This is a genomic window from Lentzea sokolovensis (assembly GCF_033949975.1).
In the GTDB taxonomy this organism is placed as follows: domain Bacteria; phylum Actinomycetota; class Actinomycetes; order Mycobacteriales; family Pseudonocardiaceae; genus Lentzea; species Lentzea sokolovensis.
Genome location: NZ_JAXAVU010000009.1, coordinates 387,922 through 402,501, shown reverse-complemented (window position 1 = coordinate 402,501; position 14,580 = coordinate 387,922). Strand labels below are relative to the sequence as shown.

Genomic DNA, 14,580 nt, shown 5'->3' with positions numbered 1-14,580 from the left:
GGTAGACTTACTAGCGAGTAGGTTGTGTGACGTGGACAGGTACCAGAAGTTCGCGACGTCGGGGCTGGGCCGCCAGCTCGTGCGCAGGCTCGGCCTGCCGAACCCGTATCCACTCCGCCGTGACGCCGCCCTGGCGACACCCGTTCTGGTCGGTGGCGCTTCCCGGCTGCCCTTTCTGAAGCAGCTGGAAACAGGCGCGGCTCCCTACGGCGCGTTGGTGTTCGACGCGTCGGAGATCGGTTCGGTCGGAGACCTGCGGCAGCTGCACGACTTCTTCCACCCGGCGATCACGCAGCTCGGGCCGTGCGGGCGGGTGATCGTGATCGGGCGGTCGCCGGACTCCGTGGCACAACGCGCGCTCGAAGGATTCGTGCGGTCGGTCGGCAAGGAGCTGCGCCGCGGCGGCACGGCCAACCTGGTCTACGTGGCGGACGGCGCCGAGGACGGGGTCGAGTCGACGCTGCGGTTCCTGCTGTCCGGGCGGTCCGCGTACGTGTCCGGGCAGGTCGTCCACGTGTCCGGGAACTCTCCGACAGGCACGCTGGACGGCAAGGTCGCGCTGGTCACGGGTGCCTCCCGGGGCATCGGCGAAGCGATCGCCACGGCTCTGGGACGCGATGGCGCGCACGTGGTCTGCCTCGACGTGCCCGCGGCCGGCGACGAACTGTCGAAGGTCGCGAACGCCGTCGGCGGGTCGGCGTTGCAGCTCGACATCACCGGAGATCCCGCCCGGCTGACCTCGTACCTGCTCGAACGGCACGGCGGCGTCGACGTCGTCGTGCACAACGCGGGCATCACCCGCGACAAGACGCTGGCACGCATGGACTCCTCGCTGTGGGACTCGGTGCTGGAGGTCAACCTCGCCTGCCAGGAACGGATCAACGCCGCGCTGCTGGACGGCGACGTGCTGCGCGACGGCGGGCGGATCGTCGGGGTGTCGTCGATCGCCGGCATCGCGGGCAACGTCGGCCAGACCAACTACGCCACGTCGAAGGCCGGCGTGATCGGGATGGTCCAGACGCTCGCGCCCGTGCTGGCCGCTCGCGGGGCCACGATCAACGCGGTGGCGCCCGGTTTCATCGAGACGAAGATGACCGCGGCCGTTCCGTTCGCGACGCGCGAGGTCGGGCGGCGGATGAACAGCCTGTCGCAGGGCGGGTTGCCGGCGGACGTCGCGGAGACCGTGGCGTGGTTCGCGTCGCCGGGTTCCGGTGGTGTGAACGGGAACGTCGTGCGGGTGTGCGGTCAGATGCTGCTGGGGGCCTGATGTTGCTGCGTGCCGCTCTGACGTCGTTCCGGCGCGGGGAAACCCTTGCCGCGGAACCGGTTTCTGCTTCTTTGGACGTGTCGCTGAAGCATCTGGCGGCGTACAACGCGGTGTGCGGGTTCGGATTGCGCGACGCGTTGCCGCTGACGTACCCGCACGTGCTGGGCTTTCCGTCGCAGATGAAGCTGATGTCGGGCGCCGGGTTCCCGTTCCCGTTGCCCGGCCTCGTGCACATCGCGAACCGGATCACGCAGTCGCGTCCGCTGAAGCTGTGCGAACCGCTGGAGATCACGGTGTCCGCGCGCGATCTGCGGCCCCACCCGCAGGGCACGCAGGTCGACGTGGTGACGTCGGTTTCCGGTGTGTGGGAAGGGGTTTCGACCTATCTGCGGCGCACCGGCGGCTCCTCGGGACAGAGCGAGGTGCTCCAGCGTCCGGCCGGGTCGGCGGTGTGGCGGATGCCCGCGGACATCGGGCGGCGTTACGGCGCGGCGTCCGGCGACCGCAACCCGATCCACCTGCATCCGTTGAGCGCCAGGCTGTTCGGCTTCAAGCGGGCGATCGCCCACGGGATGTGGACGAAGGCGCGCTGCCTGGCCGCGCTGGAGGGGCGGCTTCCCGAGGCCGTGACGGTGGACGTCCGGTTCAAGAAGCCGCTGCTCATCCCCGGTCGTGTCGAGTTCTCGGCGGCCGAGGGCGCGGACGGCTGGGAGTTCGCCGTGTGGAGCAAGGGGCCCCACCTGGTCGGTTCAGCGGCGTGACGGTGGATGCCAGACGTTGCCGTCGACGAGGTCGCCGAAGCCCATCCAGACGAGGTTCATGAGGCGGGCCGCGACGACGCCGGCCGGTTCCTCGGGGTGATCGAGCCACCAGTCCGCGAGCGACTCGCCGGCCCCGACCAGCGCGGCGGCCAGTGACTCGGCCTCCAGCTTGGTCGCCGGCGCCTTCGTGGACTGGGTGAGCAGCGCCGCGACCAGTGAGACCGCGCGGCCGCGCATGTCCGTGAGCTCGATCGCGAACGGACCGCCCTGCGTGGACGCCTGCCGGTGCAGCACCTGCCAGCTCGCCCGGTTCTCGCCGACGAACCCGAAGAACGCCCGCAGGCCGCTCCACAGCTGCACGTCGGGTTCCTGATCGGGCTCGACGCCCGTCGCGATGGCCTCCATCATGCGGGTGGCCTCACGCCGGATGCAGGTCGCGAACAGCTCCTCCTTCGAGCCGAGGTAGGCGTACAGCATCGGCTTGGAGATGCCCGCGACCTCGGAGATCTCGTCCATCGACGCCGAGTGGAAGCCGAGCCGTGAGAACACGTCGACGGCGGCATCCATGATCTGCCGCTCACGCACGGCGCGTGGCAAGCGCTTGGCTCGACCTTCTGTGCGCATCATTACCCCTCGGTTCGGAGCAGCAAGATTATCCGATCGGGTTGCCGCTCTATCTACTGGTGAGTAGTCTTACTCGCGAGTAGGTACCAGGAGGTGTGTCCATGACGCTCGACCTCACCACCGAGGCGATCGCGAAGCTCAGCCCGGCCGAGCTGATCAGCACGTTGCAGCAGATCACGCCGGACGACCCGGCGCTGGTCGATGTGAACATCGACGTCATCGCCCGCGGCATCGACCCGAAGAAGCTGGGCAAGGACGACTTCGCCGCACTGCTGAACGCCCTGGGCGCGCTCGCCGACGGCGGCGCCGACCTCGACCTGTCGAAGATGGACCCGTCCAACTTCGCCCGCATCATCTCGCGCGCCTCGAAGGACCAGATCGAGGCCGTTGTCGCGGATCCCGCCCTGCGCGTGCGCGTGCTGGACGAGGTGTTCCGCCGCATGGAGGTCCACTTCCGTTCGGACCGGGCGGGCTCCACTCGTGCCGTCGTGCACTTCCACGTGCTGGAAGACGTGTACGAGGCCATCATCGAAGACGCCCAGTGCACCATCAACAAGGGCGTGACGCGCGAGGCCCGTGCCATCGTGACGCTGACGCCCGCCGACTTCCTGAAGCTCGCGACCGGCAACGCGTCCGCGCCCGTGCTGTTCATGACGGGCAAGCTGAAGGTGAAGGGCGACCTGGGGTTCGCGGCCGGGTTCATGAGCCTGTTCAACATCCCGAAGGCTTAGGAGACTTTCTGTGGGTGGCTTCTCGCTCGAGCTGAACGAAGACCAGACGGACCTGCGCGACTGGGTGCACGGCTTCGCCCGCGACGTGATCAGGCCGGCGGCCTCGGAGTGGGACGAGCGCGAGGAGACGCCGTGGCCGGTGATCCAGGAGGCGGCGAAGATCGGCCTCTACGGCTTCGAGTCCCTCGCGACCTGGTTCGCCGACCCGATCGGCCTGTCGCTGCCGATCGCGACCGAGGAACTCTTCTGGGGTGACGCCGGCATCGCACTGGCGTTGATGGGCACCGGCCTCGCCGTCGCGGGCATCTTCGCGGGCGGCGAACCCGAGCAGCTGGCCGAGTGGGTACCGGAGTGCTTCGGCGACGAGTCGGACCCGAAGCTGGCCGCCTTCTGCGCCTCCGAACCCCAGGCGGGCTCCGACGTCGCCGGTTACCGGACTCGCGCGCGCTACGACGAGGCCACCGACGAGTGGGTGCTCAACGGCCAGAAGGCATGGGCCACCAACGGCGGCATCGCGAACGTGCACGTGGTCACCGCCGTCGTCGATCCCGCGCTGGGTTCTCGTGGCCAGGCCGGTTTCATCGTCCCGCCCGGCACACCCGGCCTGTCATCCCCCGGCAAGATCAAGAAGCACGGCATGCGCGCCTCGCACACGGCCGACGTGTTCCTCGACGACGTGCGCGTCCCAGGTCGCTGCGTCCTGGGCGGCCGGGAACGACTGGAGGCGCGGCTCGCCCGTGCCCGCGAAGGCCTGAAGGCAGGCGGCCAGGCGGCGATGGCCACGTTCGAGACCACGCGTCCGACCGTGGGCGCGATGGCGGTCGGTGTCGCACGTGCCGCTTACGAGTACGCGCTCGACTACGCGAAGGACCGCGAGGCGTTCGGGCGGAAGATCATCGAGAACCAGTCGATCGCGTTCGACCTCGCGAACATGCGAATGGAGATCGACGCGTCACGGCTGCTGGTGTGGCGGGCGGCGTGGATGGGGCGCAACAACGTGCCGTTCACCGCCGGCGAGGGGTCGATGTCGAAGCTCAAGGCGTCCGAGGTGTCGGTGTGGGCGACCGAGCGGGCGATCCACATCCTGGGTGGGGCCGGGTACACGCGGGAGCACCCGGTGGAGCGGATGCATCGCGACGCCAAGATCTTCACCATCTTCGAAGGGACTTCGGAGATTCAGCGGCTGGTGGTGTCCCGCATGATCTCAGGCATGCAGATCAAGTGAGCGGTCACGCCAGCCATGCGTGCAGGTCACTTATGAGTTCGGGTGTCGACATGACGAAGAGAACGACGAAGGTCATCGTCTCGCGGTCAGGCCAATACCTGCGGTTGCTGACCGTCAGCACGATGGCGGCGTGATTGGTTTCGAAGCCGATGACGTCGGACCGTCTCAGCTTGATCTTGAAGCGGCCTCGCAGGACGAGGCCGCTCATGTATCCCACGGACTCGATGCAGGCGAGCTCCGAAGTGACTACGACCGGCCACAGCGCCTCGTTCAGGCCATCCCAGTCGGGTTCCGAAAGAGTTTCGATCTCGCCTGACGGAGAGTCGGCTTCGTCGTCCTCGGCCGGCGCACCATCGTCGAGGAGAGCGTGCTCGCCCTGATCTGGGCGGGCGAGCGAAGTGATGGCCGTGCCCACCGCCAGGCCGTGGTCCACGGCTTGCACCGCGACACTCAGGTAGTCCGACAACATGATCTCCGTGCCGCGCAGAACCGAAGAAGTGGTGGCCAACGCACCGCTCTCGTGAACCACGTCGCGGAACTGCCACGGCTCGCGGAGGTTGCCGTGCGCCTGGGCCATCGCCATCCAGGCCAGCGCGGCGCCGCCGCAGTCGTGCACGATCGACCTCACCTGAAGTCCCCCCGCTCCCCCCACGCGAGGCGGAGCACCATTCAGCGACTCGGCCGCACTGAGCACAGCGGCTATGAGCGTCCACACTTCCTGTTGCCCGACAGCGATGTCACCGACCAGATCGTGCATGGAGCGCTGGAGCGGCGCTGACAGCATCTTCACCATGTAGGCGGTGAGGTCCCGGATCGACGTCGACCTGTCTCCCACGACACCGTGCAGAAAGCCGATGCCCATCCGGTTGTGCTCATCCGGTTTCCTGACGCAGTAACCACCGAGCACGAGCGGCGACTCGCCAGACTCCGCTGCCGATGCGGCCAGGTGGACCCGGCCGGGACTGTGGTCGAGCACGTCGTCGAGCACACTCTGGAGACCGAGGTACTGCTCGGGCAACGGCTTGGAGATCACGTCGAGCGGCAGTTCGACGACGTCGTCCAGCGAGGTGAAGGTGAGCAGCGAGTAGCCAGGACCTTGAACGTTGACCCGAAGAATGTGGCGCACAGGTTTTCCCTAGCTCAGTGTGGGGACGATGGGGAACTGCGTGGACATCACCGTGCTCGCGCTGTTGCCGTTGAGCAGCTCGGCCACCTTCGCCGGGCCAGAGATCGCGTGCACCATTCCCCTGGCGGCCTCGCCCTTGACCACAGGGCCACCCTGACTCGCCATGAGATTGGCCCTGTCGCACATCGTCAACGTCTCGCAGACCTTCTCCGCGGAACAGGCGCCCCTGAGCGGTTCGAGCAGCTTCATGAAGGTGGTGACACACCTGTCGAGCAGCTCCGGCTGGGAGAGCTGAGGCAGGCGCTTCGCCAGCAGGTCGATCTTGTTGAACACGACGATCAGGCGTTGGATCGTGATGCTGCTGTCGCCCACGTAGATGCGCAGGCGCTGAAACAGATCACCGTTGTAGTACTGGTTGGTCTCCGACGAAATTCCGTCCACGACCTCCACCGCGTCGAACATGCAGATGAGCACCACTCCGAGGTTCTGCCCGATGTCGGCGCGCAGTTGCAACGCTTCCTGACTCGCCACTTCCAACGCCTTCGTCTGCGCACTGACTTCGCCGGGGAAGTCGTGCACACGCAGCCTCAGGTGGGCGTACGCCGTGGTCCGGATGTCGGGGTCGGCAGCGTATGGAACGTCGTAGGGAAGCTGGTAGTCGAAAACCGGCACCGTCGCGTAATTGTGCGTCCGGGTCGACTGGACACTGATGGTGCGTTCCCACGGGGCATTCCACTGCATGAGCAGCGAGGTCTTGCCCACCGCGCGGGGACCGAGCAGCAGAACCGGCTGGTGGAAGTGCTGGATCACACCGGAGTTCGTCAGCGCGTTACGCACGTTCAAGTACTTCTGCTCGACCGCCGTGAGACGGGTGACCGTGCGCTGCGATGATTCCAGCTGCCCGCGCAATCTGTTCGCTGACAATTTACTGGTAGCCAGGTCCTTCGTCATCCGAGTGTTCTCCTTGCTCAGCCTTCCCTTCGTCACCGACCACGTGATGATGCTGGTGAGAACCGCAGCGACGACGGCGCCGGCGACGCCACCGATGACCTCGTCACTGCGCCACCAAGGCGCATTCTCGGCGGCTAGGAATTGCACGCCGGTGAACCGCACCGAAAGGAGCGAGGAGTAGCCGGATATCACGTCGAGTTCCTCTTCTTCCCGAGGCGGTTATCGACTGATATAGCGTTTTCGGCCCCAAACGCGTTAACGCCCACCACTGCTCCATCCGAGTGAAGCGCGGGCGGATCAGGACGCTGCGTGAGCGCCATGTAACACCGTGTCCCACTACGCCGATCAGCTCAGTAGGTCGGCGTTAGGGGGATCGTGGTGCTCCCGAATGTGTTCCTGATGGCCGCCGCGGTCCTGGCCGGGGCCGCGAGCAGTGCCTACGTCGTGACGGTCGTGGACCGTCCGCAACCGGTCGTCGTCAGTCATGTGGTGCGCGTCGTCGACGCGGAGACGGTCGAGGTGCGCGAAGGCGATCGCACGACGGCCGTGAAGCTCGTGAACGTTGCCGCGCCCGCTGCGGACGAGTGTCTGCACGCGGAGGCGCGGAACCTGCTCACCCAGCTGTTGCCCGAGGGCACACAGGTGACCGTGACGCGGGAAGGGCCGTTCGCTGCTCTGTCCACACAGGACGGGAAGCTGGTCAACGCCGCGTTGATCGGTGAAGGGCTCGCGGTGCCCACCGTCAACGGCATCCGGTTCCTCGGTCAGGCCAAGGAAGCGAACAACTCGGCCGTGGAGAAGCGGAAGGGGCTGCATTCGCCGGACGTGCCGTGCACGTTGCCCGGGCAGGTCAAGGCGATCACCGAGGCCGCGGCCGTGGTCGAGGCGCAGCCGCTCAAGGGCAGCAGGGCCGAGTTGACGGTGGCCGCGGACACTGCGAAGACCGCCATCGGGCTGGTGGATCAGCTGGCCAAACCCGGCGGGCTGACGTGGGACGCGGTGGCGCCGGTGGACCAGACGGTGTTGCTGGCGCAGGTCACCAAGGTGGTGCCGACGTTGTACCGCAAGGAAGCCGAGCTGCGGAACGTCGTCAAGGGGTTGAAGTGATGGCCCGCCGTTCCCCTGAGCCGGCGGGCCACCTGCGCAAGCATCGGGGTTCGCGGTTATAGCTCGGTAAACGGCCTGGTGGTCCTAGTGTTGTGAGGCATGAGGTTGTTGCCGCCGCAGTGGGCCGCGTTCGTGGTGCTCTTCATCGACGTCGTCGTCATCGTGTTCGGGTTCCTGACCGGCAGTCCCTTGTTGCCGCGGGCGGCGAACCTCGTTCTGACGGTGGTTTCCATAGCCCTCATGTTCGGGACGCGGCTGTGGTCCAAGGGCGGTTTCGGCTACGACAGCTTCGGGTCGATGTGGACGCTGCTGCGCAGGACGCTGCCGTTGTGGTTGATCGTGGCGGCGACGATCGCGTTCTGGGGTGGGATCTTCCTCTTCGCTCACCCGCTGCTGACCGTCGACGACATCGGAAGTCTCGACGCGACTGCGAATCAGCGCGGGTGGGTGGGCCTGTCTGCCGCGTTCGCCTCGGGCACGCTCGTCTACGCCGGAATCGTCCAGCGCGCCGCGGACTCGCGTTAGACGGGCAGTGTCAGGATCGCGCCCACGCGCTTGAGTTCGCGGCGGTGCACTGCCAGCAGCACCACGTCGGACGGGCGGCGGAAGCGCAGCACCACGAAGTTCGGGTGTGGCGGGTCGTGGTCGACGATCTGCTCGACGCGGCCCTCGGCGTCGCTGAAGACGATCCGCTCGGCCCAGATGAGCTTGGTGGGGCCGAAGAACAGCTCGCCCTCGTGCCACTCACCGTCCAGGAAGACGTCGCCGTCGCCGCGTGAGTTGTCTTCTCCGCTGGGCCCGAAGGCCTCCGCGACGACTCCCCCGAGAATCTCGAAAAGCACAGACATGATCGAACCCCCTTCGTTGCTACAGGAACGAGCTGGGCGCCCAGCTGGTTCCCGCGCGATCTCGGAGGTCTAGCCGAACGGCTGGCCGGCTTCACGCAGCCAGGCGCGCTCACGCGAGTGGTCCGGCATGGCGGGCCAGCCGTTGATCCTCGCGATCAGGACCCAGTACCGCTCGGCACGCGGGTCCGCGAAGTCGGAGAGCTCGCGCAGCCGTTCGACGACGCTTTCGTCGTTGGGCAGGTTCAGCGCTTCCGCCCAGTTGGCGTTCACCCGGTCCACGACCGCGCGCGCCTCGGCGGACTCCGGCGCGATGCCCGCGTCGAGCGCCTCACGGGCCTGGGCGATCGCGAAGTTGAACGCCTCCATCTGCCCCTCGGCCGGCGGCCCCATGTCCGCCCCCGCCCTGCGCTGTTCCTCGTGCTGCTGGGACATCCGCTTGACCGACGCGCGGAAGTCCGGGTCCTGCACGAGCTTCGCGAGCTCGACCCACGCCTCCAACTGCTCGGTCGACGGGTCGTCCGGCAGCTCGACCCGCACGGATCGCATGTGCTGCTCGAACTGCGGGTCCAGCTCGTAGGGCCCGAACACCTCCTCGAAGAAGTCGTCGAGGATCCGCTGGCGCTCCTCGTCCGACATGCGTGCCAACTCGTTCATCAGTTCCATCTCCCCTCCCTTGGCGACGGCGCGCAGGACGGCACGGCGCAGCCGCAACGTCCTCATCTGCGCGTCGATCGCATCCGCATGGGTGCGCGCCACGTCGGTCATCGAGACCTCGCGGGCGAGAATCCGCCCGGCGGTCGGCAGATCCACACCCAGGTCGCGAAGGGTGCGGACGAGCTTGAGCTTGGCGACCGCCTCACCGTCGTACGTCCGGTAGCCGCCGACCGTTCTGGAGGTGGGCGGGATGAGGCCCTGGTCGGAGTAGAACCGGATCGTCCTGACGGTGAGGCCGGTCATCCTGGCCAGCTCGCCGATCTGGTAGCGCGTCACGAGAACTACTGTGAACCCTCCAGTTGCTGGAGAGTCAAACTCTTGCCTTGGGCGGGTCGAGGACGACGATCAGGAACGTGGCCACCGGCCCCAGCAGCAGCGACCACAGGAACCAGGCGAGCCCACTGCGCCCCTTCGCCTGCGCGAGGCCCGCGTTGATCAACGACAACGTGCCCCAGCCGATGAAGTAGCCACCGTTCGCATCGTTCATGAGGCCAGCGTGGCACGACGTCCGGCAGGTCCGGGGAAGAAGGAGGGGCCACTCGGCCGCTTCACGCGAACGAAGGATTCCCCGAGAGGGTTGACCCGAACGGCCGCGTGACGACGAGGCTCGATCTGTGAAAGCTTGGTCGGGTTGGGATTGCCTGGGGGGCAAGCGCCGATTCACGACCTTCGCGAAGAAGGTCTCTTCGGCATGCCTCCCGACGTTTTCTGGGGGATTTGATGGGTATTTCTTCGCGTGCTTTGAAACTCACGTTGGGCACGGCCTGCCTGGTCGCCACGTTGTTCTCCGCTGTCGCCGCACCGGCGAGCGCGGCGGACGAGCCGTGGGACGCGCCGGTGAGCATCGGCGAGGTGGGCCCGGAGCCGGCCGACGCCGTGCACGCTCCGACCAACCTGGGGCTGGGGGCGGACCCGGTGGCCTGCTTCCGAGGTCACGTCCAGGACATCGGCTGGCAGAGCTGGGACTGCAGCAACGACGGGAGCTGGGCGATGGCCGGCACGACTGGCCAGTCCCGCAGGCTTGAGGCTGTCGAGTTCTTCGGCCTCAACACGGGTGGTAAGACCTGCATGCAGGCACATGTCCAGGACATCGCCTGGCAGGCCACGCTGTGCATGGGGGACGGGCTGATCGGCCGGGTCGGCACCGTCGGGCAGGCCCGGCGGATCGAAGCGATCCGGTTCGGTAGCACCGTCCTGAGCTCGTGCGCGGAAGCCCACGTGGCCGGCCTCGGCTGGATGGGGTACCGGTGCAACGGCCCCAACGTCCTCACCGCTGTCGGCACCATCAACGGTTCCCGGCAGATGGAAGCGCTGACCGGAACGTTTCTGTAGCGCGTAAAGGAAACGGGGTGCCTGTCCGTCGTTTCGAGTGACGGACAGGCACCCCGTTGCCGGACCTCAGTAGGTCATCGCGATGCCCGGCTCGGCCAGCAGAGCGCCGACGTCGGCCAGGAACTGCGAACCCTGCTGGCCGTCGACCACGCGGTGGTCGAACGACAAAGCGAGCTGGCAGATCTTGCGGATCTTGATCTCGCCGTCGACCACCCACGGCATGTCGCGGATCGCGCCGAGGGCGAGGATCGCGGACTCTCCGGGGTTGAGGATCGGCGTGCCGGTGTCGACGCCGAAGACGCCGACGTTGGTGATCGTGATGGTGCCGTTCATCATGTCGGCCGGCGACGTCTTGCCGTCACGGGCGACCGTGGCGAGCTCGTCCAGTGCCACCGCGAGTTCCTTCAACGACATGCGGTCGGCGTCGCGGACCTTCGGCACCACCAGGCCGCGCGGCGTTGCGGCCGCGATGCCCAGGTGGACGTAGTCCTTGTAGACGATCTCGTTCGCCGCCGCGTCCCACGTCGCGTTGACGTCCGGCGTGCGACGGGCCGCGAGGATGATCGCCTTGGCGCAGAACGCGAGCGGCGTCAGCTTCACGCCGCGGAACTCCGGCGCGTTCTTCAGGCGCGCGCGCAGTTCCATCATCGGCGTCACGTCGACCGTCAGGAACTCGGTGACGTGCGGCGCGGTGAACGCGCTGTCCACCATCGCCTGCGCGGTCGCCTTGCGGACGCCCTTGATCGGCACCCGGCGCTCGCGCGAGCCGTTGTCCACGTAGGACGCTGCCGGGGCGGCGGTGGCGACCGGGGCTGCCACCGCGGTCTCGACGTCCTCCCGCGTGATCACGCCGTTCGGGCCGGAGCCCGTGAGCGCGTGCAGGTCGACGCCGAGGTCCTTGGCCAGCTTGCGCACCGGCGGCTTGGCCAGCGGCACGTACCCGCCCGGCGTCTGCACGGGAGCGGCGACCACGACCGGAGCCGGAGGCGCCACAACAGGAGCAGGGGCGGGAGCGGGCGGGGCCACGACCGCCGCGGCCGGAGCAGCGGCGGGCGCGTCCTTGCGGGCACGGCGCTTCGCGGCACCGGACTTCGGGCCGTAGCCGACGAGCGTCGCGATGCGCCCGCCCGGCATCTCCTCGCCGATCTTGCCGGACGAGGTGCCGTTCGCTTCCGCCGCAACGGGAGCGGGAGCGGCCGCGCCACCGGGGTCGGTGTCGATCGTGATGATCGGGACGCCGACCTCGACGGTCTGACCGGGCTCCGCGAGGAGTTCGGTCACGACGCCCGCCCACGGGCAGGGCAGCTCGACGGCGGCCTTGGCCGTCTCGATCTCGACGATGATCTGGTTGACCGTGACGGTGTCACCCGGCTTCACGTGCCAGGTGAGGATGTCGGCCTCGGTCAGCCCCTCTGCCGTGTCGGGCAAGGGGAACTGCTTGAACTGCGGCATTTCCGGTTGTCCCCTTACCAGGCGAGAGAGCGGTCGACGGCGTGCAGCACCCGGTCGAGGTCGGGGAGGAACTCCTCCTCGAGCTTCGACGGCGGGTACGGGGTGTCGAAACCGGTCACCCGCAGCACCGGTGCCTGCAAGGAGTAGAAGCACTCCTGCTGGACCTTGGCTGCAATCTCGCTGCTGATCGAGGACTCGGACGGCGCCTCGGACACGACGATCAGACGGCCGGTGCGGCGCACCGAGTCGTAGACCGGCGCGAGGTCCAGCGGCGACAGCGTGCGCAGGTCGATGACCTCCAGCGACGTGCCGTCCTCCGCTGCCGCGTTCGCGGCGTCGAGCGAGGTGCGGACCATCGGGCCGTACGCGACCAGCGTCGCGTCCGTGCCGGAGCGCAGCACCCGCGACTCGAACAGCTTGCCGGGCTGGGCCGTGGTGTCGACCTCGCCCTTCTCGTAGTAACGGCGCTTCGGCTCGAAGAACAGCACCGGGTCGTCGCTGTCGATCGCCTGCTGGATCATCCAGTAGGCGTCGGCCGGGTTCGAGCACGAGACGACCTTGAGGCCGGCGGTGTGCGCGAAGTACGACTCCGGCGACTCCGAGTGGTGCTCGACCGCACCGATGCCGCCACCGAACGGCACGCGGATCACGATGGGCAGCTTGATCTTGCCCTGGGTGCGGTAATGCAGCTTCGCGACCTGCGACACGATCTGGTCGAAGCCCGGGAAGATGAAGCCGTCGAACTGGATCTCGCACACCGGGCGGTAGCCGCGGATCGCGAGGCCCACGGCGGTGCCGATGATGCCGGACTCCGCGAGAGGCGTGTCGAGCACGCGCTGCTCACCGAAGTCCTTCTGCAGGCCGTCCGTAATTCGGAAGACGCCGCCGAGCTTGCCGATGTCCTCGCCCATCATGATGACCTTGGGGTTGGCCTCCATGGCCGCCCGAAGGCCCATGTTCAGAGCTTTGGAGATGGTGAGCGTCTGCACCGGGGAAGCCGGGGCAGCGGCCGTGGAACGGTCCATGGTCGGAGCAGCCATCAGTGCTCACCTCCAGCAAAACCCGAGACGTAGTCGAGGAATTCGTCGCGCTGCGCGTCGAGGACGGGGCTGCCCTCCGCGTACACGTTGCTGAAGATCCGTTCAGCGGGCGGATCGGGCATGTTCGTGCAGAACTCCCGCAGTTCCTCGCCCAGCTTGTCGGCGTCGGCCTCGACGCTGTCGAAGAAGTCGTGGTCGGCCCACTGCTGGCGGACCAGGTAGACCTTCACGCGCTCGATCGGGTCCTTGAGCTTCCACATCTCCAGCTCGTCCGACAGGCGGTAGCGCGTCGGGTCGTCGGAGGTGGTGTGCGCGTCCATCCGGTAGGTGAACGCCTCGATCAGGATCGGGCCGTTGCCGTGGCGGCACTCGTCCAGCGCCCACTTCGTCACGGCGAGCGTCGCGAGGACGTCGTTGCCGTCGACGCGGATGCCGGGGAAGCCGTAGCCGCGGGCGCGCTGGTACAGCGGCAGGCGCGACTGGCGCTCGGTGGGCTCGGAGATGGCCCACTGGTTGTTCTGACAGAAGAAGACGAGCGGCGCGTCGTAGACCGCGGCCCACACGAAGCCCTCGTGCACGTCACCCTGGCTGGTCGCGCCGTCGCCGAAGAAGCACATGGTGGCTTCGCCTTCGTCGTCGCCGACCTTGCCGTCGAACTTCTGACCCATCGCGTACCCGGCCGCGTTGAGGACCTGGTTGCCGATGACGATCGTGTACGGGTGGAAGCGCTTCTCGACGGGGTCCCAGGTGCCCTGGTCCGTGCCGCGGAAGATGCCGAGCAGCTCGGTCGGGTTGATCCCGCGCGTCCACGCGATGCCGTGCTCGCGGTAGCTCGGGAACGCCATGTCCGTCTGACGCATCGCGCGGCCGGCGCCGATCTGGGCCGCCTCCTGGCCGAGCAGCGGCACCCAGATGCCGAGCTGACCCTTGCGCTGCAACGCGTTCGCTTCGCGGTCGACCCGGCGGATCAGGACCATGTCGCGGTACAGACCGCGCAGTTCCTCCGCCGAGATGTCGATGTCGAAGTCGGGGTGCTGGACCCGCTCACCCTCCGGGGTGAGGAGCTGCACCAGGTCGGCGCCGCCCTCGTCTGTCGCTCGCAAGCCTGCGATCACCTGCTCCGCTGTCGGTTTTGCGGCAGTGGCGGCCGGCGCTGCATCCGGCTCAGGGTGCGTCCATTGCTCAGGGGACGACATGCGCCTTCTCCTCTGTCTACTCCGACCGCCTGATCGCTCGTGACGACCTCGTGCGGCGACGTCGGCGGTCGCCGCCAACCCTGTGGGGCCGGAGGCAGCCGTCGACGGTGACGGTGGCTTACGACCACATCCTGACACGGCCTCACCCGAGTTGGTGAGACCCGTCCCACTTCGTAACACACGAGTCAACGTTCTGATCAGCGACA

General features: G+C 67.6%; 16 protein-coding genes. 7 read left to right on the top strand and 9 right to left on the bottom strand.

The annotated features are described in order from the left end of the window. Positions 1-31 precede the first annotated feature (31 nt). Both SK854_RS19310 and SK854_RS19305 read left to right on the top strand, forming a co-directional pair. Entirely contained in the window at positions 32-1,267 is a 1,236-nt protein-coding gene (locus SK854_RS19310) for a 3-oxoacyl-ACP reductase (RefSeq protein WP_319976489.1), read from the top strand. Beyond that, the gene (locus SK854_RS19305) at positions 1,267-2,028 is read left to right on the top strand and encodes a MaoC family dehydratase (protein WP_319976488.1); all 762 of its coding nucleotides are present in this window, start codon (positions 1,267-1,269) and stop codon (positions 2,026-2,028) included. The genes SK854_RS19310 and SK854_RS19305 overlap by 1 nt, the downstream gene beginning before the upstream one ends. On the opposite strand, the gene SK854_RS19300 is transcribed toward SK854_RS19305, so the two are convergent. After that, positions 2,017-2,655 (bottom strand): TetR/AcrR family transcriptional regulator, encoded by a 639-nt coding sequence (locus SK854_RS19300; RefSeq protein WP_330271900.1) that lies wholly within the window; start codon positions 2,653-2,655, stop codon positions 2,017-2,019. The two genes, SK854_RS19305 and SK854_RS19300, sit on opposite strands and share 12 nt — an antisense overlap. A 98-nt stretch (positions 2,656-2,753) precedes the next feature. Here SK854_RS19300 and SK854_RS19295 point away from each other — a divergent pair, with 98 nt between their 5' ends. Beyond that, complete coding sequence (locus tag SK854_RS19295; protein WP_319976486.1) at positions 2,754-3,383, top strand: SCP2 sterol-binding domain-containing protein; 630 nt, start codon at positions 2,754-2,756, stop codon at positions 3,381-3,383. Positions 3,384-3,393: 10 nt separating this feature from the next. Then, a complete protein-coding gene (locus SK854_RS19290) occupies positions 3,394-4,608 on the top strand; it encodes an acyl-CoA dehydrogenase family protein (RefSeq protein ID WP_319976485.1) in 1,215 nt (404 codons plus the stop codon). Between the two features lie 4 nt (positions 4,609-4,612). On the opposite strand, the gene SK854_RS19285 is transcribed toward SK854_RS19290, so the two are convergent. Further along, a complete protein-coding gene (locus SK854_RS19285; protein WP_319976484.1) occupies positions 4,613-5,596 on the bottom strand; it encodes a hypothetical protein in 984 nt (327 codons plus the stop codon). A 147-nt stretch (positions 5,597-5,743) separates the two neighbouring features. Beyond that, positions 5,744-6,685, bottom strand: a complete 942-nt coding sequence (locus tag SK854_RS19280; RefSeq protein ID WP_319976483.1) for a hypothetical protein — start codon at positions 6,683-6,685, stop codon at positions 5,744-5,746. Positions 6,686-7,084: 399 nt separating this feature from the next. Between SK854_RS19280 and SK854_RS19275 the strand changes: the two genes are divergently transcribed. Together SK854_RS19275 and SK854_RS19270 are read left to right on the top strand one after the other, a co-directional pair. Continuing rightward, a complete protein-coding gene (locus tag SK854_RS19275; protein WP_319976482.1) occupies positions 7,085-7,792 on the top strand; it encodes a thermonuclease family protein in 708 nt (235 codons plus the stop codon). Between the two features lie 99 nt (positions 7,793-7,891). After that, positions 7,892-8,317, top strand: coding sequence for a hypothetical protein (locus SK854_RS19270; RefSeq protein ID WP_319976481.1), 426 nt, complete (start codon positions 7,892-7,894; stop codon positions 8,315-8,317). Here SK854_RS19270 and SK854_RS19265 read toward each other — a convergent pair. From SK854_RS19265 to SK854_RS19255, 3 genes are all read right to left on the bottom strand, one after another. Beyond that, positions 8,314-8,640 carry a hypothetical protein gene (locus SK854_RS19265; RefSeq protein ID WP_319976479.1) on the bottom strand — a complete coding sequence of 109 codons (327 nt, stop codon included), beginning with the start codon at positions 8,638-8,640 and terminating at the stop codon, positions 8,314-8,316. The genes SK854_RS19270 and SK854_RS19265 overlap by 4 nt on opposite strands. A gap of 69 nt (positions 8,641-8,709) precedes the next feature. Then, positions 8,710-9,630, bottom strand: a complete 921-nt coding sequence (locus tag SK854_RS19260) for a helix-turn-helix domain-containing protein (protein ID WP_319976478.1) — start codon at positions 9,628-9,630, stop codon at positions 8,710-8,712. A 34-nt stretch (positions 9,631-9,664) separates the two neighbouring features. Beyond that, positions 9,665-9,841 carry a hypothetical protein gene (locus SK854_RS19255; RefSeq protein WP_319976477.1) on the bottom strand — a complete coding sequence of 59 codons (177 nt, stop codon included), beginning with the start codon at positions 9,839-9,841 and terminating at the stop codon, positions 9,665-9,667. A gap of 254 nt (positions 9,842-10,095) precedes the next feature. On the opposite strand from SK854_RS19255, the gene SK854_RS19250 reads away from it, so the two are divergent. Beyond that, positions 10,096-10,686, top strand: a complete 591-nt coding sequence (locus SK854_RS19250) for a hypothetical protein (protein ID WP_319976476.1) — start codon at positions 10,096-10,098, stop codon at positions 10,684-10,686. Between the two features lie 66 nt (positions 10,687-10,752). On the opposite strand, the gene SK854_RS19245 is transcribed toward SK854_RS19250, so the two are convergent. The 3 genes from SK854_RS19245 to pdhA are packed head-to-tail and all read right to left on the bottom strand — an operon-like array spanning position 10,753 to position 14,374. Further along, on the bottom strand, positions 10,753-12,138 hold the full coding sequence (locus SK854_RS19245; protein ID WP_319976475.1) for a dihydrolipoamide acetyltransferase family protein: 1,386 nt from the start codon (positions 12,136-12,138) through the stop codon (positions 10,753-10,755). Between the two features lie 14 nt (positions 12,139-12,152). Next, the gene (locus SK854_RS19240) at positions 12,153-13,178 is read right to left on the bottom strand and encodes an alpha-ketoacid dehydrogenase subunit beta (RefSeq protein ID WP_189157420.1); all 1,026 of its coding nucleotides are present in this window, start codon (positions 13,176-13,178) and stop codon (positions 12,153-12,155) included. After that, entirely contained in the window at positions 13,178-14,374 is a 1,197-nt protein-coding gene (gene pdhA / locus SK854_RS19235) for a pyruvate dehydrogenase (acetyl-transferring) E1 component subunit alpha (protein WP_319976474.1), read from the bottom strand. Before pdhA ends, SK854_RS19240 begins: the two co-directional genes overlap by 1 nt. Between the last annotated feature and the right edge of the window lie 206 nt (positions 14,375-14,580).